Origin of the sequence: Salinivibrio sp. IB282 (assembly GCF_001995685.1) — a bacterium.
GTDB lineage: Bacteria > Pseudomonadota > Gammaproteobacteria > Enterobacterales > Vibrionaceae > Salinivibrio > Salinivibrio kushneri.
Genome location: NZ_MUET01000060.1, coordinates 1 through 18,036, shown reverse-complemented (window position 1 = coordinate 18,036; position 18,036 = coordinate 1). Strand labels below are relative to the sequence as shown.

Here is an 18,036-nt window from a genome sequence, read left to right as displayed (position 1 = left end):
GGGGTAATCCAAGGCTTGATTGGCGCAGGGCTTCTTGCTCTAGCTCTGCGCGGAGCAAGGGGCTGGCCTCGAGCAGTGTGGTATCCAAGTGGAGTGTCAGGGCATCCTCCTCGGCGGTGAGCGCTATCATCGGTCGGACGCGGCTATCACGGCGATGGCATAAGATCACCGCAATTCGCAGTAGGCGCAACAGACGATTGGCGCTAGTGGTGGATAGCGCGTGCTGGCCATCAATCAACACCAATTGCTCTCGGTAGTAGCGGAGCAAGGTGGCGACTAATTGCTTCTGTGCTCGGGTGAAGCCGGGCAGGTCGAGATGGGTGATTAAATACGCGGCATGATCACCATCTTGCTTAAAGCCAATGCTTAAGCCAATCTCATGCACGCAGGCGGCGGCATGGAGCAAGCTTTTTGCTTCGGACTCTGGTACCCAGGATGTAGGACACTGGCTGAGCAGCTCGAGAGCGGTATCGGCGACATTAATACCGTGGGCTTCATCCAGCTGATAGCGGGATTGAATGCTGGCGATGGTACGGGCGCGAATATCACTGTGGCGCATCGCGGTCATCATTTCATAAACCAACCCCTCGCGCAGAGCCCCTCCCGCTAAGGTCATGCGTGTCACCTCTAAGCACTCGAAAATGGCGATCAGTATTGATAACCCGCTTGGGAAAACCAAGGCGCGTTCAAGCGTGAGGCCGTCAATATCGAGTGCATCCATTTGCCCACAGGCAATGGCTTGATCGCGTAGCCGGTGAAGTTTCTCTAGCGTGATCACTTCATCCATGCCTTGGGTGACCATGATCTCTTGCAGTGCTTGCACGGTACCGCTGGCACCGACGCAGCAATCCCAACCGAGCGCACCATATTGCTCTATCAGCGGGGCTAATTCGGCTTTGGCGCCAGCAATCGCAGTATCGAAGGCGGATTGATTGAGCACCCGATCGGCAAAATAGTCTTCTAAAAAGGTGACACAGCCCATGTTGAGGCTTTGTAGCACGGTCGGCTCAAACTGCTCACCGATGATAAGCTCGGTGCTGGCACCACCGATGTCGACCACCAAGCGCTTGCCTGCTCCGCCAGAGGTATGCGCCACCCCTTGATAAATAGTACGCGCCTCTTCTTCCCCGGAGATGATTTCAATCGGATGGCCAAGCAGGGTGTTGGCTTTCGCTAAAAACGCGTCGGCGTTACTGGCGCGGCGCAGGGCCGCGGTGGCGACGACACGAATGTTGTTTGCGTTGAAGTCTTGTAAACGCTCGGCGAACAAAGCTAAGCAATCCCAGCCACGCTGCATGGCTTCGTCGCTCAGCTGTTGTTGGTTGTCCATGCCAGCGGCAAGACGAACTTTTCGCTTAATTTTCGCGAGCGTTTGCACGCTACCCGCCACTTGGCGCACCACCAGCATATGAAAGCTGTTGGAGCCTAAATCAATCGCGGCGTACAGCGACGGGGTCGATGTGGGATGTCCGTGACCACTCATGATGCGCTCTGACCTATCTGTCGTGAAACCTTATGCCGACTTTTGTGGACGACGACGTTGGCGGTTACGGTTGTTTCCGCCCCCTTTATTGTTGTTACTGCGACGCTGCGTATTGGGGCGCTTCGCCATTTTCTTAGGCGGTGGCAAATCTTTTAGCAGTGCACTGCGGTCGAACTCGCTAACCGGGATGCTGTGTTCGATGTACTCTTCGATCGCGGGCAGGTTTACCGCATAGTCTTCACAGGCAAAGCTAATGGAGCTGCCACTGGCACCCGCGCGCCCAGTACGGCCAATACGATGGACATAGTCTTGCGCGTCGTCTGGCAGATCATAATTAAACACATGGGTCACTTGCGGAATATGCAGCCCGCGCGCCGCGACATCGGTCGCTACTAGCAGATCCAACTCGCCATTAGTAAATTGCTCGAGGATTTTCACCCGTTTTTTCTGAGGCACGTCCCCGGTGAGCAAACCCACACGATGGTTATCGGCGGCTAAATGGGCCCAAATTGACTCGCAGCGATGCTTGGTGTTGGCAAAAATGATCGCGCGTTCAGGCCAGTCTTCTTCAATCAAGGTTTGCAGCAGCGGCATCTTTTCTTTGTTTGATGGCTGGAACAACTCTTCTTTGATGCGATGGCCAGTAATTTGCTCTGGCTCCACCACCACATGCTCTGGGTTGGTCATATGCTCGAAGGCCAGCTCTTGAACACGATACGACAAGGTCGCCGAAAACAGCATGTTCAAGCGTTGAGCGGGGGCGGGCATGCGGTTAAACAAAAAGCGAATGTCTTTGATAAAACCGAGATCAAACATACGATCAGCTTCATCGAGGACCACGGCTTGAATGCCATGCAAATCAATCACTTTCTTTTTGTAAAAATCAATGATTCGACCGCAAGTTCCGATTAAAATATCAACGCCTTGCTCAAGGGTCTGTTGCTGTTTGTCATAACCTTCGCCACCATAGGCGAGGCCTGCGCTGATCGACGTATTGGCTAGCAGCGGCTCAGCATCGTTATAGATCTGAATCGCTAATTCACGCGTAGGGGCTAATATGATGGCGCGCGGTTGATTCTTTTTACGCGATGCAGGGGCATCGGTGGTAAGGAGGTGATGAAATGTCGCAGCCAGGAACGCCAGGGTTTTGCCTGTCCCTGTTTGCGCCTGCCCTGCAATGTCTTGGCCGGTGAGCAGGACCGGCAATGCCAAGGCTTGGATAGGGGTACATTGAGTAAACCCTTTGGCCTCCAAGCTTTTAAGAACATCGGCGTGCAAGCCGAGCTCGGCAAATTTCTGCTCTGTGATATGCGTCATTTTCATCCGGATAGAATATCAGCTTAGGCTTGCAATACGGAAGCGAATCCAGTCAAATAGTCCCATAATTTACTGGTCGCAATTTAGCCAGTAACAAAAACATGTATTGGAGTAGAAGATGAGCGACAAAATTATGCAGCTAACCGACGACAGCTTTGAAGCAGACGTTCTTAAAGCTGCAGGGCCTGTGTTGGTAGATTTTTGGGCAGAATGGTGTGGACCTTGCAAAATGATCGCGCCAATTCTGGACGAAATTGCTGAAGAATACGCAGGTAAAGTCACCATCGGAAAACTGAACATCGACCAGAACGCAGGTACACCGCCTAAGTTCGGCATCCGTGGTATCCCAACTCTGCTATTGTTTAAAGATGGCAGTGTAGCAGCAACCAAGGTTGGTGCAGTGTCAAAAACTCAGTTGAAAGAGTTTCTTGACGCCAACCTGTAATGCTAAAGTAACCGCCGCTGCCTCTCAGCGGCGGTTGTTTTTCTGCTAACTAGACGATACCCCATTTAGGTGCTACCTTATTGCACGGAATTTGTACTTCTGTTCATCTCTCGAACATACCACTGGTCTCGACACGCTAACTAATTTCAGACCTCAATTTTGACAAACAAGACACTCACCACTATGAATCTTACCGAACTGAAGACTCAACCCGTCTCGACGCTGGTTGCGCTTGGCGAAAGCATGGGACTTGAAAACCTGGCTCGCTTGCGTAAGCAGGACATCATTTTCTCGATCCTCAAACAGCACGCAAAAAGCGGTGAAGATATTTTCGGCAATGGCGTACTGGAAATTCTTCAAGACGGGTTTGGCTTCTTGCGCAGCGCAGACAGCTCGTATTTGGCCGGCCCAGATGACATCTATGTGTCGCCAAGCCAAATTCGCCGCTTTAACCTGCGCACAGGCGATACCATCGCGGGTAAAATTCGTCCCCCGAAAGACGGCGAGCGCTACTTCGCGCTATTGAAAGTTAACCAAGTTAACAGCGACAAACCAGACAACGCCCGCAGTAAAATCCTCTTCGAAAACTTAACGCCTTTGCACGCCAGCGAACGTATGGTGATGGAGCGCGGCAACGGCTCTACCGAAGACATCACTGCCCGTGTGCTCGACTTAGCCTCGCCGATTGGTAAAGGCCAGCGCGGCTTGATTGTGGCACCACCCAAAGCGGGTAAAACCATGTTGCTGCAAAACATTGCGCAAAGCATCGCGTTTAACCAGCCAGACTGTGAATTGATGGTGCTGTTGATTGATGAGCGTCCGGAAGAAGTGACCGAAATGCAGCGCCTAGTACAAGGCGAAGTGGTTGCCTCAACCTTTGACGAGCCGGCGAACCGCCACGTGCAAGTCGCCGAAATGGTGATTGAAAAAGCCAAGCGTTTGGTCGAACACAAAAAAGACGTGGTGATCTTGCTTGACTCGATCACGCGTCTGGCGCGTGCTTACAACACGGTTGTGCCATCATCAGGCAAAGTATTGACCGGTGGTGTTGATGCCAATGCTCTTCATCGACCCAAGCGTTTCTTTGGTGCAGCGCGGAATGTAGAAGAAGGCGGCAGCCTGACCATCATTGCCACGGCGCTGGTAGACACGGGCTCGAAGATGGACGAAGTCATCTACGAAGAGTTTAAAGGCACGGGTAATATGGAACTGCACCTATCCCGTAAGATTGCGGAAAAACGTGTTTTCCCTGCCATTGATTTCACCCGCTCTGGTACCCGCCGTGAAGAGTTACTGACCAAGCCCGATGAGCTACAAAAAATGTGGATTCTTCGCAAAATAGTGCATCCAATGGGTGAGCTGGAAGGCATGGAATTCTTGATTGGTAAATTGGCGATGTCCAAAACCAACAACGAGTTCTTTGATGCCATGCGTCGGCAAAACTCGTAACGGATGACGTAATAATGTTAAGCACTGCGCATTCGCAGTGCTTTTTTATTGCCCAGTTGATACTGAACTCGCACAATCATTGTCACCAAGGAAAGGTGGCGCAGGACGCGTGGCACCGAAGATAGGATTGCAACGGATGGCAAGACGTTTTCGCATCAAGCTAGTCGGGATATGCCTGGGGATAGTGGGCTTTGTTTCCCCCACTGTTTTGGCATCCAACGCGCCAGCGGCCGATGGGCAAATCGTGGCGCAGCCTTTTATTGAGCAAGTGTTAGATAAAGCGAGTACGGCGGATGCGATGCGTACTGCCTTTACCCTCCAAGCCAAGGGCGATATCAATGCGCTTGAGTCACACATTCGCCAGCTTCCTCCTCTGACGCGTGAGGCAACCTTGTATCGGCTGCTCTCCTCACCATTGCGGCTTGATAACGACAAGTGGCGCGAGTATCTCGTGACCTTAAGTCAGCAGCAGCCACACTTTCTGTTACGTCACCAACAAGACGGCTATTGGGTGACCACGCCCGCATTCCACTACGCCGCCGCGGCGCGCAAGCAGCTTAATCGCTATCGTCAGCAGCAATTAACCCAAGAGCTAGGCATGCTATTAAGCTATCGCCAACTAGTCATTGCTGATTGGGTTCACCCCGACCAACCCGATTATCGCCAACGTCGTGATGCCTTGGTAACCATGATCGCCGACTATGACGACGATGGTTTAGCGTATTTAGCCGATCAGTACCTAAATGATCCGACCTTAATGTGGATGCCAGACAATGCGATTTTAGCCGCATTGGCGCAAGCCACTGAGCGTCCCGCGCTGTATGAAAGGTTATGGCGTCGAGGCACGGACTCGTATAGCCTCGCGGCCTTGCACGCGCTGCGAGCGCGCGGTACAGAACCCTTTGCACTGCAGCAGATGATGGCGGCGGCCGATAACCCCTCGTTGCGTGGACCTGCGATTCGCCAGCTGGCCAACTTATCGCCACTGCCTGCGCCGGTTGCCGATTTTCTGCAGACACAACTGTCGCTACGACAAGGCAACCAAGTGGCGCAGCTGCTGGTGGAGGCGGGTAAAGGTGATTGGTTGAGTAGCTTGCAAGATCAGTTAGGGCCGCTTGGGCAGCAGCACATTGCATCTGCGTTGTCGTCGCGCTAATGTCGAGCCTTTACCGATCCGGATACCGCTTAACTTGGTATCATAGAGGCGACCATTAACCCGTTGAGCCTGATATGAAACTTTCCGATCTGCGCGATTTTATTGACTACCTTGAAGCGCAAGGTGAGCTAAAACGCATTACCCAGCCGGTTGACCCCGATCTTGAGATGACCGAGATTTGCGACCGCACCCTACGAGCGGGCGGGCCGGCGCTGTTATTCGAAAACCCAGTGGGTTATGACATTCCGGTGCTGGCGAATCTATTTGGTACGCCCAAGCGTGTTGCCCTAGGCATGGGCCGAGAAGACGTGCTCGAGCTGCGTGACGTGGGCAAATTGCTTGCGTATCTCAAAGAGCCAGAGCCACCCAAAGGCTTTCGTGATGCCCTCGATAAACTGCCCGTATTTCGGCAAGTGCTTAATATGCCGGCCAAAACCGTGCGTCGTCCGCGTTGCCAAGAGGTGGTGCTGAGCGGCGATGAGGTCGATCTGGATAAGATTCCGGTGATGCGCTGCTGGCCCGGGGATGTCGCCCCCTTGCTGACCTGGGGGCTGACGATTACCCGCGGACCCAATAAAAAGCGGCAAAACCTCGGCATTTATCGCCAGCAAAAAATCGGCAAAAACAAATTGATTATGCGCYGGTTGGCTCATCGCGGTGGCGCGTTAGATTTGCATGATTGGATGCAAACGCATCCCAACGAGCCTTTTCCGGTCACCGTGGCTTATGGCGCTGATCCTGCCACCATTCTAGGCGCGGTGACACCCGTGCCGGATACCTTGTCGGAATACGCATTTGCTGGCTTATTGCGGGGCAGTAAAACCGAAGTGGCTAAGTGTATCAGCAACGACTTGGATGTACCGGCCAGTGCGGAAATCGTGATGGAAGGCTATATCGATCCCAATGAATACGCGGACGAAGGCCCTTATGGCGACCATACCGGCTATTATAATGAGGTTGAGCGCCACCATGTGTTCACTGTGACGCATCTGACCATGCGCAAAAAGCCGATTTATCATAGCACTTACACGGGGCGTCCACCGGATGAGCCCGCGGTACTGGGCGTGGCGCTGAACGAAGTCTTTGTGCCGATTTTGCAAAAGCAGTTCCCAGAGATTGTCGACTTTTATCTGCCGCCTGAGGGTTGCTCGTACCGCATGGCGGTGGTGACCATGAAAAAACAATACCCTGGTCACGCCAAGCGGGTGATGATGGGAGTGTGGTCCTTCTTGCGCCAGTTCATGTACACCAAGTTTGTGATAGTGTGTGACGACGACGTCAACGCGCGTGATTGGAATGACGTGATTTGGGCGATCACTACGCGTATGGACCCGTCGCGAGATACTGTGATGGTAGACAACACCCCTATCGACTCACTCGACTTTGCCTCGCCTGTGGTGGGGCTGGGCTCGAAAATGGGCCTTGATGCCACCAATAAATGGCAAGGAGAAACCGATCGCGAGTGGGGCACACCGATCGCGAAAGACCCAGAGGTCGTCGCACGTGTCGACGCGATTTGGGACGAATTAGGGATCTTAGACTAATCCTATTGGAATGCGCTAGCATTCACCGTTAACGATAAAACACAGCCAAGGCGGTAGTGATGCCGCCTCTTATAACCTCATCGGCTGTAGCAAAACGAACAGAGGAACAGAATGTCGATAATATGTGAAGTGACAGCCGTTGAGCCGTTGGCATGTCACACCTACCGCATTGTCCTGAAACCACAGCAGGCGGTGAGCTACCAGCCTGGACAATACGTGATGGCAGTAATGGGCGAAAAAGATAAACGCCCGTTTTCACTGGCGAGTAGCCCATGTCGTGAAGATGGTGCCGAACTCGAGCTACACGTCGGTGCGGCGGACGAAAATCCGTTTGCCTTGGAAGTGGTAGAAAAAGCCAAAGCCGTGCTAGAAAGCGGTGAAGCGAGCTTTGAAATCACTGAACCGGCCGGCGATGCCTGGTTGCGTGAGAGTGAGCGTCCCTTGCTGTTGATTGCCGGTGGGACCGGTTTTTCGTATGTTCGAAGCATGGTCGAGCACTGTATTAATCAAGGAATACAGTCTCCAATCTTTATTTATTGGGGGGCACGCAATCCGTGTCAGCTTTACGCGCATGACGAGCTGCAAGCACTATCTGAATCGCATCGCAATATTACCTTTATGCCTGTGGTTGAACAGGCGGAAGGCGAATGGCGAGGCAAAGTAGGCAATGTGTTAGAAGCGGTGATGGAAGATTTTGTTAGCCTCGGCGCTTATGACATCTACATCGCGGGCCGTTTTGAAATGGCCGGTGTTGCACGCGACATGTTCTGCAAAGAGCGGGGCGTGAGCCGTGATCACCTCTACTCAGACGCGTTTGCCTTTATCTGAGTGAGTCTTCGCTCTCGGGAAAGTAAACAGGCAGGGACTTCCCTGCCTGTTTTGCATTCGGGTCACTGAGGCTTTGGGACGGCCCACCGTGGGACGGCCTACTGTGGAGTGGGCTATCGCTGGGCGGCCTACCGCTGGGCGACGACCCCCCGCTGGGTCTCGACGCGGCGCTTGACCCAGGTTTGGTTAAACCACAGCGCGGCTAAAATCAGTACCCCGCCACTGAGTAAGGGCAGCAGATCCGCATCGCGGTTCCAGATTAGTACATTGACCACAATCCCAGCTGGAATTAAAGCGTTGTTCATTACCGCGAGCGCCCCCGCATTGACCAGCGTCGCGCCTTTATTCCAAAAGAAATAGCCCAGCCCTGAGGCGATGGTGCCTAGATAAATTAATACGCCCCACTGGGTGGGTGTCGTGGGTAGCTTGTCACTGTTGCCGAGCAAGGCGAAAGCCAGCACGCCCACCACTAAAGCGCCAAGATAGAACCAGCCGAATACTGCATGTTGAGGCAGCTGAGTTTGCTCTTTCTCAAGCAGGTACTTGTAACCGACTTGGCCAATCGCAAAGCAAAGGTTCGCCCCTTGTACCACCAAAAAGCCGACCAGAAAATCTGGGTTGACGGTCGCATAGCGGATCACCACGGCACCGAGCACCGCCATCGCGGCCGTGAGCAGATACCAAGCGCTAAACTGGCGTTTTAAGGCATCGTAAATCAAGGTGACGTAAAGCGGGGTAAAGACGGTAAACAGCAGCACCTCTGGCACCGACAAAAATAAAAAGGACTGATAGAAAAAGCAGTACATAATACCGAGTTGAAAGGCGCCGACCAGCATCAGCTTGGCGGCAAACGCTGGTTTTACTTGGCGAGGGCGTAAAAAGGGCAAAAACACCAATCCAGCCAATACAATACGCATCAACACAGAAAAATAACTGTCCACTTGGCCGGCGAGATACACGCCAATCAGGCTAAATGAAAAGGCCCACAGCAGTGTGACGCCGCTAAGATACCCCATGACTTCGGTTCCTTCGATATCGTAAATAAAAAGGCAGTGTACCGTTTCATCGCGGGGACGCAATCGGTTCGTCTTGGTGTGGATAAGAGAGAAAGCAATGATGAAAGCAAGAAGGCGGCATCACCGCCTTCACAGGGCCTTCACAGGTAAGAGAGGCGGTGCAGCTAGTCGCGGATAGGCACCATTAACAAATCGACCGGTGTTTTATTGAGTAATTGCTTGGTGGAGGACAGCAGCGAGCTCCAAAAGTCTTGGTGGTGGCCGACCACGACCAGATCAATGCCCATGTTTTGAATCGACTCCGTGATTTCTTCGGCAAGATCGCCACTGCTGACCAAGGTATGTGTCACCGAGCTTTGCGCATCACTGGCCAGTTGATTCAGCTTTTGCTGCGCCTCTTCAATCACACGATTACGCGATTCGACCAAGTTGATGTCGATGAGCCCGGTGTAAAGCTCGGCGTAATTGACGTCGATGTGTACCAAAGAGAGCTGAGCGTCGAGGGCACAGGCTAAGACATCGGCTTTCTTGAGCAGGCGTTCACTGTCATCTGACAAATCGACAGCAACCAAAATATGCTTATATGACATAGGGTTATCCTTTTTCTATGAGGCTGTCATCGCAGTTTAGCGAGCTTGCGTATAAAAAACAGTCACTGTGATCGCATTCCGATCAACAATTCGACGATGACACGAGTCATAAATTCGATACAAGACTCGGTATCGATGCCGTTAGTCGGCGTGATCCGCTTGAAAACCAACGTGCTGCTGGTCAGAATGGCAGCTAACCCCCAATAAAGAGGACGTTTTATATGCTAGCACCTGCCATGGTTGACAGGCTCAATGAGCAGATCAATTTGGAGTTTTTCTCATCAAATCTATACTTACAAATGAGCGCTTGGTGTGAGGATCAAGGCTTCGAAGGAGCCGCGCGATTCCTGCATAAGCACGCACAAGAAGAGATGCAGCATATGCAGCGCCTGTTTACTTACGTCAGTGAGACAGGGGCGATGCCTATTTTGGGTTCGATTGATGCACCGCGTCACGAATTTGCATCACTGGGCGAAGTGTTTCGTGAAACCTATCAGCACGAGCGCTTGATTACGGAAAAGATTAACAGCTTGGCGCACGTTGCGTTTACCACACAAGATTATTCGACTTTTAACTTCTTGCAGTGGTATGTAGCGGAGCAGCATGWAGAAGAGAAGCTGTTTAAAGGCATACTCGATAAGATCGAGTTAGTCGGCGAAGATGGCAAGGCGCTGTTCTTTATCGACAAAGACTTGGCATCGATGGCAGTTGAAGAGTCTACGTCAGTGATGGACGGCTCAGCAGGGCAGTAATCGACTTACCTCTCCCTCTGAGCGCTATCCGGCGTAGCGGAGGGAGAGGTCTATGAACGGTGATATCCTGATCATGGCGGTATTTACTGTCATGCTAGTCAATTTCGCGCGCTACCTATCTTCATTGCGTGCACTGGTTGTGATGTTACGCGACGCCAATCCGCTGCTTTATCAGCAAATCTGTCGTGGCGATAACAACTTTTTCTCACTCTCACCCCAAGGCGATATCTCGCGACAAAAACGTTTATACCAATATATTCGCAGCCAAGAGTACCTTCATCATCACGATGCGGCATTTGTGGGTAAATGCAATAAGGTACGTCATCTGTTCACGCTTAATGTTGCCCTGTCCGGTGCCTTGCTCGCGACCTTTTTTCTTGTCGCTTTTGCGGGCTGGTAAACGGATAACCATTCTTTAGACAAAATGCTGACCGAGGTCAGCATTTTTTTTGTTAGTCTGACAAGCATAAACGCCTAGACACCGTAATCGTGAGGGAAGCATGCAAAGCCTAATCCAATGGTGGCAATCACTCTATCAAGCCGCCGCGTGGGACTGGATCTCAGATATTGTCATTTTGATGGGGCTTGGAGCCGTCGCCTGGGCGCTATGGCGTGTGTTGATGGGGCGCTTAAAGGCACTGGCAGAGCGCACGCAAACACGTTGGGATGATGTGCTGTGGCCCGCGATTGATACGCCATTTTCCCTCTTAATCTGGGGCTGGCCTGCGTTTCATGCTCTAGAAATTTTTCTTGATAATACCGCAGGTCACTTGAATTTAAGCTGGGTGAGCGTGATCAGAGAGCTGCTGGTCGTGTTCTTATTGATCTGGTTTTTGCTCCGATTGGTCAACAGTGGAGAGCAGCTGTTATTTGACGAAGGGCGCCGTGATCACACCACGATTAACGCCATTGGTAACGTCTTACGCGCACTCGCCGTCTGCATTGGCGTGATTACGCTGCTACAAAGCCTGGGTGTCAGTGTCTCCGGGTTACTCACGGTTGGTGGTGTGGGGGGCTTAATTGTCGGTCTTGCCGCCAAAGATTTGCTTTCCAACTTCTTCGGCGGGGTGATGATCTACTTTGATCGCCCATTTAAAGTCGGCGACTGGGTGCGCTCCCCTGATCGCAACATTGAGGGCACGGTGGAGAAAATTGGTATTCGCATGACAGTGGTTCGCACCTTTGATTTGCGCCCTATATACGTGCCCAACTCGGTATTTAGCAACGTGGTGGTGGAAAACCCCTCGCGGATGTTGAACCGTCGGATTTACGAAAATATTGGGCTGCGTTATCAAGACGCCGATAAAATGAGCGCGGTGATTGATGATGTGTATGCCATGCTTGAGTCTCACCCAGACATTGAAACGCGACAAACCCTGATAGTGAATTTCAACAGCTTTGGCCCACACTCGCTCGATTTCTTTATTTACACCTTCACCAAAACGGTCAACTGGCAGCGTTACCATCAGGTAAAACAAGACGTGTTATTAAATGTGATTGAAATTATTCATCAGCACGGTGCGGATATTGCTCTTCCAACCCGTACGCTGCATATGGATCCAAGCCTGATGGCGCAGGATGCCGATGCCATGGTGCCACCGCCTGAAGCGCAGGCGCGTTAAATCGCGCTTGCCGCTCACGTGCGGGCTGCTACAATGCCGCTCCCACAGGGTGAGCAGAGAATAAACAGGTAAGCGTGTGACTGAGTATGATGTAATTGTGATTGGCGCCGGTGCCGCCGGATTGATGTGTGCGGCACAAGCTGGCCAACGTGGTCGCCGTGTTTTGGTRGTGGACCATGCCAAAAAGCCGGGCCGCAAGATCTTGATCTCAGGCGGCGGACGCTGCAATTTCACTAACTATGATGTCACCGCGAATAACTTCTTGTGTGAAAACCCGCACTTCGTCAAATCCGCATTGGCGCAATACACCCAATGGGACTTTATTGGTCTGGTGGCCACCCATGGTGTGGCCTATCACGAGCGAGATCATGGCCAGTTATTTTGTGATGACAGCGCCAAAGATATCGTTAACCTGCTCTTGGCCGAATGCGACCAAGCCACCATCAGTCAACGCTATCGCTGTGAAGTGCATGATATCGAACAAGAAGAAGCCGGCTTTCGCCTTAAACTCAATGGCGAGCCGGTACGCTGCCAGTCGTTAGTGGTCGCCACGGGCGGCCTTTCCATGCCCAAGCTTGGCGCTACCCCCTTTGGTTACCAGCTTGCCGAGCAATTTGGTCTAAAAGTGCTGCCCACTCGCGCCGCCTTGGTGCCGTATACCTTGCACCAAGAGGACAAAACGCGCTTTGCCGATATTTCCGGGGTGTCGGTGCCATGTTCGATCACCACCGAGTCTGGGGTGTGCTTTAGCGAGAACCTGCTCTTTACCCACCGCGGCTTATCGGGACCGGCGGTGTTGCAAACCTCCTCGTTTTGGCAACCGGGCGAAGCGGTCACTATCGATTTACTCCCCAGTGAGTCGCTAAAAGACGTGCTGGTGGCGATGCGTGATAAGCACCCCAACCAAACCTTAAAAACCTCACTGTCTCGCCTATTCCCCAAACGTTTGGTCGAGGTCTTGATTGCGCGCGATAGCTTGCCGGATAAACCGCTCAAGCAGCTCGGTGACAAGCAGCTCGATCAACTTCATCACTACTTTCACCAGTGGTCCATTGCCCCAAACGGCACTGAAGGTTACCGCACTGCAGAAGTGACGCTTGGTGGGGTGGATACCCACGCAATTTCCTCGAAAACCCTTGAAGCGCGAGATATTCCCGGCCTGTATTTTATCGGTGAAGTGCTTGATGTCACCGGCTGGCTCGGCGGCTATAACTTCCAATGGGCCTGGAGCTCCGGCTGGGTAGCCGGGCAGCATGTGTGATCTTGATTCTAACTCTTCTCTAGTTGACTGTTTTTTGTCTAAAAAATAGCAATCTTTCTTGCGCGCTGTTACATTAGCGCGCGCTTGCCATGTCGGATAAAAACTATCCGGCGCTGTGAACCCGCGATGCACTGGATGGGCTCGCGGTACCCTAGGGACGGGGTGACGGCTGTTCACTATTGCTACCTCGGTTATCGGGGAGTTTGGAATTAACCTGTCGTTGCTTTGAGAGCCGTTCCCATGCAGTTATCACTAAAACAAAAATTAATTGGGGCATGCTTATCTGCTGTATTGCTGATGGCCGCCTTTCTCACCTGGCTTGCGGTAAGCCAGATTCAAGCCCAAACCCAGTCGAGCATCTATAGCCGCGTCAGTGGTATCGCCGATGCGGCGACTGAATCGATCAGCGGTTGGGTGCAAATCCGTGCTGATATCACCAGTGCCTTTACCGATTACACCAGCAGTAGCCATCGTGTGAGTTATTTGCAGCAAGCGCGCGAGGCCGGTGGGTTTGACGATATCTACTTTGGCACCCCAAAAGGCGCCATGTATCGTTCGCGTCCTGAGCGCAACCGCGATGATTATGACCCTCGCGTCCGTCCGTGGTACAAGCAAGCCGTGAGCGCTGGTAGCCCGATTATTACCACCGCATACAGTGATGCGATTACTGGTGCGATGCTGGTGACCTTGGCCGAGCCGGTGCGTCGTAATGGCGAATTGATCGGTGTGGTGGGCGCAGATGTGTTGATTGACCAGTTGATCCGCGATGTGACCCAATTAAACGTGGGCAAAAATGCGAACGCGATGCTGCTAGGCGCCGATGGCACCTTCCTCGCCCACAAAGRTAAAGCGCGCCTGCTAAAACCGTATCGCAGCTTGTCTCCTGAGCTGAATGAAAACCGCGTGCGTCAGGCGTTGGCACAGCAATCGCTGGTAGAATTGCCTGTCGATGGCGTTGATAAACTGTTTTACTTTGCCTCGGTTCCTAACACCGATTGGGTGCTGGCGATTGAGCTGGATAAGCGCACCGAATACGCCAGCCAGGGTGATGCCTTGTTCGATCTTATACTGACAGCCCTCGTTATCACCTTGCTGGTGGCCGGTGCTGTGACGTGGTTGATGCACGTGTTGTTCCGTGATTTGCTCAATGTGTCCGCCGCGCTAGAAGAAATTGCCTCCGGTGAAGGGGACTTAACCCAGCGCCTTGAGCCACACAGCAATGATGAAATTGGTAAGCTCGCCAATAACTTCAACCGTTTTGTCGGCAACATGCACACCATGGTGTCGCATTTACGCCAGCTGTCTGGCTCGCTCAAGCAACAGGCCGAGCTGACCGCGGCACAAGCCGAAGAGCGCTCTACCCGGATTGGTCATCAGCAAGATGAAATCAATATGGTGGCGACCGCTATCCATGAAATGGCCTCGGCGACCCAAGATATTGCCGGCAATGCGGATAACACCGCGCGCACCGCCCAAGAGACCGAAAGCGTCGCCAACGATGGCGGCCAACAAGTGGAGCAAAGTAAGCACTCGATTACCGAGCTTGCCCGTGAAGTGGAAGCGGCGACCGGTGTGATTGGTGAGCTCGACCAGCATGCGCATAGCATAACTAGCATCTTGTCGACCATTCAAGAAGTGGCCGAGCAAACCAATCTGCTGGCGTTGAATGCCGCGATTGAAGCAGCACGCGCCGGTGAGCATGGCCGTGGTTTTGCGGTAGTGGCTGATGAGGTACGGATATTGAGCCAGCGTACTCATGCTTCAACCACCGAAATTCAGCAGATGATTGATACCTTGCAGCAGGCAACCGGTCGCGCGGTGACCATGATGCAAGATAGCCAGCAACGTGCGCATGCCAGTGTGGACGATGCCAGCGCGGCGAACGAAAGCTTGAGCCAGATTGTTGCGGCGGTGAGCCAAATTAGCGATATGGCCACCCAAATTGCCTCGGCAGCGGAAGAGCAATCGAGCGTCACTGCGGAGATCACCCGTAACTCAGAGGGCATTCGCGATGTGTCCAATGAGCTATCGACCGAAGCGGATGAAGCCGCGCGTCAAGCCGCGACGTTATCCGAGCTTTCTCATAGCCTTGAGCAAGAGATCAGCCGCTTTAAGCTGTAGCCCATAAACGACTTAAACGCCGAGCATGGCCGCGCGCTGTGCTCGGCGTTTTTTTGTTCATTCTTTTGGGGGCAGCATCTTTGGGGCGGCGAGCGGTGTGGTGTGATGGTGGCGATCGGCCTCGTAGCTCTTCATAAAGTGGACCAGAAAATGGTCCAGCTGCGTGGCGGCGTTCACGTCGCCTTGGCTTCGTAGTAATGCACTCACCGCTTCACTGGTACACAAGTGTCCCGGTGGTTGGTTGCGCCTGAGTGTATATTGTGAGGCCGCAGTCGACGGCAAACTGACCCGCGGCAGACGATGGAGCCACGGGCTTTTATTGAGCATTTTTTGCGCCTGCTGCCAAGTCGCATCCAGCACCACAAACTGTAACGGCGCGCGAGGCGCTTTGGTGGCGGCTAACGCCTCCGCGCAAGAGACTGACCCATCCGCGCAAGAGACAGACCGAACCGCGTCAGCAAATAGCCTATCTGCCGGGATAGCATCATCACTGGGAAACAACAACCAAGGTGACACATCACCGCGCGCCCAGCTGTCGAGCAAGGCTTGCGGTGGTTGCTTGCGTTGCCAAATTTCGATTTTCGTGTCGGGCAGCGCCGCTTTAACCAGTTTGCCGGTGTTGGATTGGCGCGCCGCTTCGTTTTCGTGCATCACCAGCACGCATTGCAATTGGCTTTCAAGCGGCCAATAGCAGTGACAGATACAGTGATAGGTAAAACCGCATTGGCGGCAGGGCGAACGGGCCATCAGACTCTCCTCAAGGTGTTAGGTTGCTATTGTGCGCAAGTCCGACAAGGAATGCGAGCCCACGTGCCACGGTCGCTCGCGTCTACGTTATTCTTCTCCCAATACCACGCCTTGCTGGGTGGCATAGATGCCATCGGCAAATAAGGCGGTGTCTGAGCCATCCGGTTTGGGCGCGCGAGGCGCAGTGCTGGGGTTAAGTGGATAACGCTGCCCATCAAATCGCATCACATGGTGGCCGGCAGGCGCACCACCGCCACCGACCGGCACGATTAGATCATGCCAACCCTGGCTTTGGTTGCGTGCTAATAAAAGCGGCACATGCACCAGTGTCATGCGGCTATTAAACTGCCAGCCTTGCGCGTCGCCTTTAAACACCAATAAGGTGCAACCGCCACTGCCACAGCTGTCGGTCAAGACCAACAGCTCAGGCTGCCCGTCTTGATTGAGATCGTGGGTGAGCCAGCGATAGGTGAGTGGGCCGGTTTGGCCGTTATCGCTGAGGTAGTCTTTGAGTGCTTGCTCAACGCGCGGGTTTTTCTCGGCGCTGCCTTTAATGCCGGTTTGGTTTGATACGTTCACGGCATCCCCGACTTTGAGCCTCAGCGTTAAGCCGTCATGACCTAATGAGTAGGTATTGCCATTAAAGGTTTCCTCGGAGGCGGTGAGGGTAAACCCGTTACGTGTATATATGCGCTCAGACACCACCATTTGCTCACCACTGCGAGTAGTGAGCACTTGCACTTGATTGTCCCCGATCGGCTGCCAAATCCCGGTTTCTTTGGTCACCGCTTCCCCTTGTGGGTGGTAGCTGGTGATGGCGCTATGATCGGGCAGCAAGGTCAGTTGTGTGGTCAGTGTCGGTTGGCCGGGCGACTGGCTGGTACCTTGGTATTCGCCCGCCCAATGCTGACTGGTATCCACTGACGGCAAGATCGCACACCCTTGGTAAGTGCCTTTCGCTGTTTTTAAACGTGCTTGCCAGCCATAGAGGGTGTTAGCGCTTTGTTGGCAGCCTTGCGCGCTAAGCGTTAAAGCGGCTTGTTGGGCTCGGAATTGTGCTTGCTCTTGGCTCATGCTTTGTCCGCTGAGCGGGCGCTCTTGTGAGTCTTGCTCGCTTTCCCAAGCGAGGTGTCCTTGACCGACGGCCGCCGACCAGGTGGTCGGGGTCTGTCCTTCCGCCAACAAGGTATTACGCGGTTGCGCGCATCCTTCTAGTTCGCTGGTGAGCATATTTAAGCGTGTCATGGTCACCGCGGCGGGGTAATCAGCACTGTATCCGCGGCGTGACACCGGCGTAAAGTAGCCCTCAAATTCACTGTATACCGGCCCGGCCTGCTGGGATAAGGTTGCGCGTTGATCGGCGGTTAAATCCAGCCAATATTGCTTTTGACTGCCGCACGGCGTGAAGCTAGCTGTTTCGGGACTGACAGAGATTTGGCCGGTTTGCATAAAAGGCTGCGGCGTATGAACCAGACCCGTGTCAACTTTATCGCTACGATGCCCAAGCTCTACGGGGCCCGAAGGACTGCTGCTGCAAGCTGCGAGGGTCAGCATACTGACCGACGCGATAATAAGAGGGCGAAAAGATGGCACGAAAAACTCCTTGTACTGAGCGAAAAGAGAGGCTTGCGCCTGGATTACGGGCAGGGCAAGATTGCCGCCATCATCCGGTTAAGAGCAAGCTAGCATGAGTTATTGGTTATTT

The 18,036-nt window shown here is 53.2% G+C and carries 15 protein-coding genes and 1 pseudogene; 10 read left to right on the top strand and 6 right to left on the bottom strand.

The features are described 5' to 3' along the window. On the bottom strand, positions 1 to 1,483 hold a 1,483-nt coding region (gene gppA, locus BZG14_RS11725), incomplete at its 3' end, for a guanosine-5'-triphosphate,3'-diphosphate diphosphatase (protein WP_077608806.1). A gap of 30 nt (positions 1,484 to 1,513) precedes the next feature. Next, positions 1,514 to 2,806, bottom strand: a complete 1,293-nt coding sequence (rhlB, locus tag BZG14_RS11720; RefSeq protein WP_069361798.1) for an ATP-dependent RNA helicase RhlB — start codon at positions 2,804 to 2,806, stop codon at positions 1,514 to 1,516. A gap of 112 nt (positions 2,807 to 2,918) precedes the next feature. On the opposite strand from rhlB, the gene trxA reads away from it, so the two are divergent. The 5 genes and pseudogenes from trxA (at position 2,919) to fre (ending at position 8,222) form a co-directional block, all read left to right on the top strand. After that, positions 2,919 to 3,245, top strand: coding sequence for a thioredoxin TrxA (gene trxA, locus BZG14_RS11715; RefSeq protein ID WP_021022211.1), 327 nt, complete (start codon positions 2,919 to 2,921; stop codon positions 3,243 to 3,245). Positions 3,246 to 3,428: 183 nt separating this feature from the next. Next, positions 3,429 to 4,694, top strand: a complete 1,266-nt coding sequence (rho, locus tag BZG14_RS11710) for a transcription termination factor Rho (protein WP_069361797.1) — start codon at positions 3,429 to 3,431, stop codon at positions 4,692 to 4,694. A gap of 136 nt (positions 4,695 to 4,830) precedes the next feature. Continuing rightward, positions 4,831 to 5,850 carry a hypothetical protein gene (locus tag BZG14_RS11705; RefSeq protein ID WP_077485990.1) on the top strand — a complete coding sequence of 340 codons (1,020 nt, stop codon included), beginning with the start codon at positions 4,831 to 4,833 and terminating at the stop codon, positions 5,848 to 5,850. A 74-nt stretch (positions 5,851 to 5,924) separates the two neighbouring features. Next, positions 5,925 to 7,364, top strand: a pseudogene (gene ubiD, locus BZG14_RS11700) (4-hydroxy-3-polyprenylbenzoate decarboxylase); the annotation flags it as partial. Between the two features lie 141 nt (positions 7,365 to 7,505). Then, positions 7,506 to 8,222: an NAD(P)H-flavin reductase gene (gene fre / locus BZG14_RS11695; RefSeq protein WP_077608804.1), complete on the top strand. Its 717-nt coding sequence runs from the start codon at positions 7,506 to 7,508 to the stop codon at positions 8,220 to 8,222. 128 nt (positions 8,223 to 8,350) lie between these two features. Here the strand turns inward: fre and BZG14_RS11690 are convergent, their stop codons facing one another. Both BZG14_RS11690 and BZG14_RS11685 read right to left on the bottom strand, forming a co-directional pair. Then, positions 8,351 to 9,238, bottom strand: a complete 888-nt coding sequence (locus BZG14_RS11690; protein ID WP_077608803.1) for a carboxylate/amino acid/amine transporter — start codon at positions 9,236 to 9,238, stop codon at positions 8,351 to 8,353. A gap of 164 nt (positions 9,239 to 9,402) precedes the next feature. Next, on the bottom strand, positions 9,403 to 9,828 hold the full coding sequence (locus BZG14_RS11685; protein WP_069361792.1) for a universal stress protein: 426 nt from the start codon (positions 9,826 to 9,828) through the stop codon (positions 9,403 to 9,405). 221 nt (positions 9,829 to 10,049) lie between these two features. Here BZG14_RS11685 and ftnA point away from each other — a divergent pair, with 221 nt between their 5' ends. The 5 genes from ftnA (at position 10,050) to BZG14_RS11660 (ending at position 15,584) form a co-directional block, all read left to right on the top strand. Then, positions 10,050 to 10,580, top strand: a complete 531-nt coding sequence (gene ftnA / locus BZG14_RS11680) for a non-heme ferritin (RefSeq protein ID WP_077608802.1) — start codon at positions 10,050 to 10,052, stop codon at positions 10,578 to 10,580. A gap of 52 nt (positions 10,581 to 10,632) precedes the next feature. Beyond that, positions 10,633 to 10,980 (top strand): universal stress protein UspB, encoded by a 348-nt coding sequence (locus BZG14_RS11675; protein WP_077608801.1) that lies wholly within the window; start codon positions 10,633 to 10,635, stop codon positions 10,978 to 10,980. Positions 10,981 to 11,080: 100 nt separating this feature from the next. After that, entirely contained in the window at positions 11,081 to 12,202 is a 1,122-nt protein-coding gene (locus BZG14_RS11670; RefSeq protein ID WP_108743557.1) for a mechanosensitive ion channel family protein, read from the top strand. Positions 12,203 to 12,278: 76 nt separating this feature from the next. After that, entirely contained in the window at positions 12,279 to 13,463 is a 1,185-nt protein-coding gene (locus BZG14_RS11665) for an NAD(P)/FAD-dependent oxidoreductase (protein WP_077608800.1), read from the top strand. A 240-nt stretch (positions 13,464 to 13,703) separates the two neighbouring features. Beyond that, complete coding sequence (locus tag BZG14_RS11660) at positions 13,704 to 15,584, top strand: methyl-accepting chemotaxis protein (protein ID WP_077608799.1); 1,881 nt, start codon at positions 13,704 to 13,706, stop codon at positions 15,582 to 15,584. A gap of 57 nt (positions 15,585 to 15,641) precedes the next feature. Here BZG14_RS11660 and BZG14_RS11655 read toward each other — a convergent pair whose 3' ends face one another. After that, entirely contained in the window at positions 15,642 to 16,331 is a 690-nt protein-coding gene (locus BZG14_RS11655; RefSeq protein ID WP_077608798.1) for a tRNA-uridine aminocarboxypropyltransferase, read from the bottom strand. Between the two features lie 87 nt (positions 16,332 to 16,418). After that, positions 16,419 to 17,924, bottom strand: coding sequence for a hypothetical protein (locus tag BZG14_RS11650; RefSeq protein WP_077608797.1), 1,506 nt, complete (start codon positions 17,922 to 17,924; stop codon positions 16,419 to 16,421). Positions 17,925 to 18,036 lie beyond the last annotated feature (112 nt).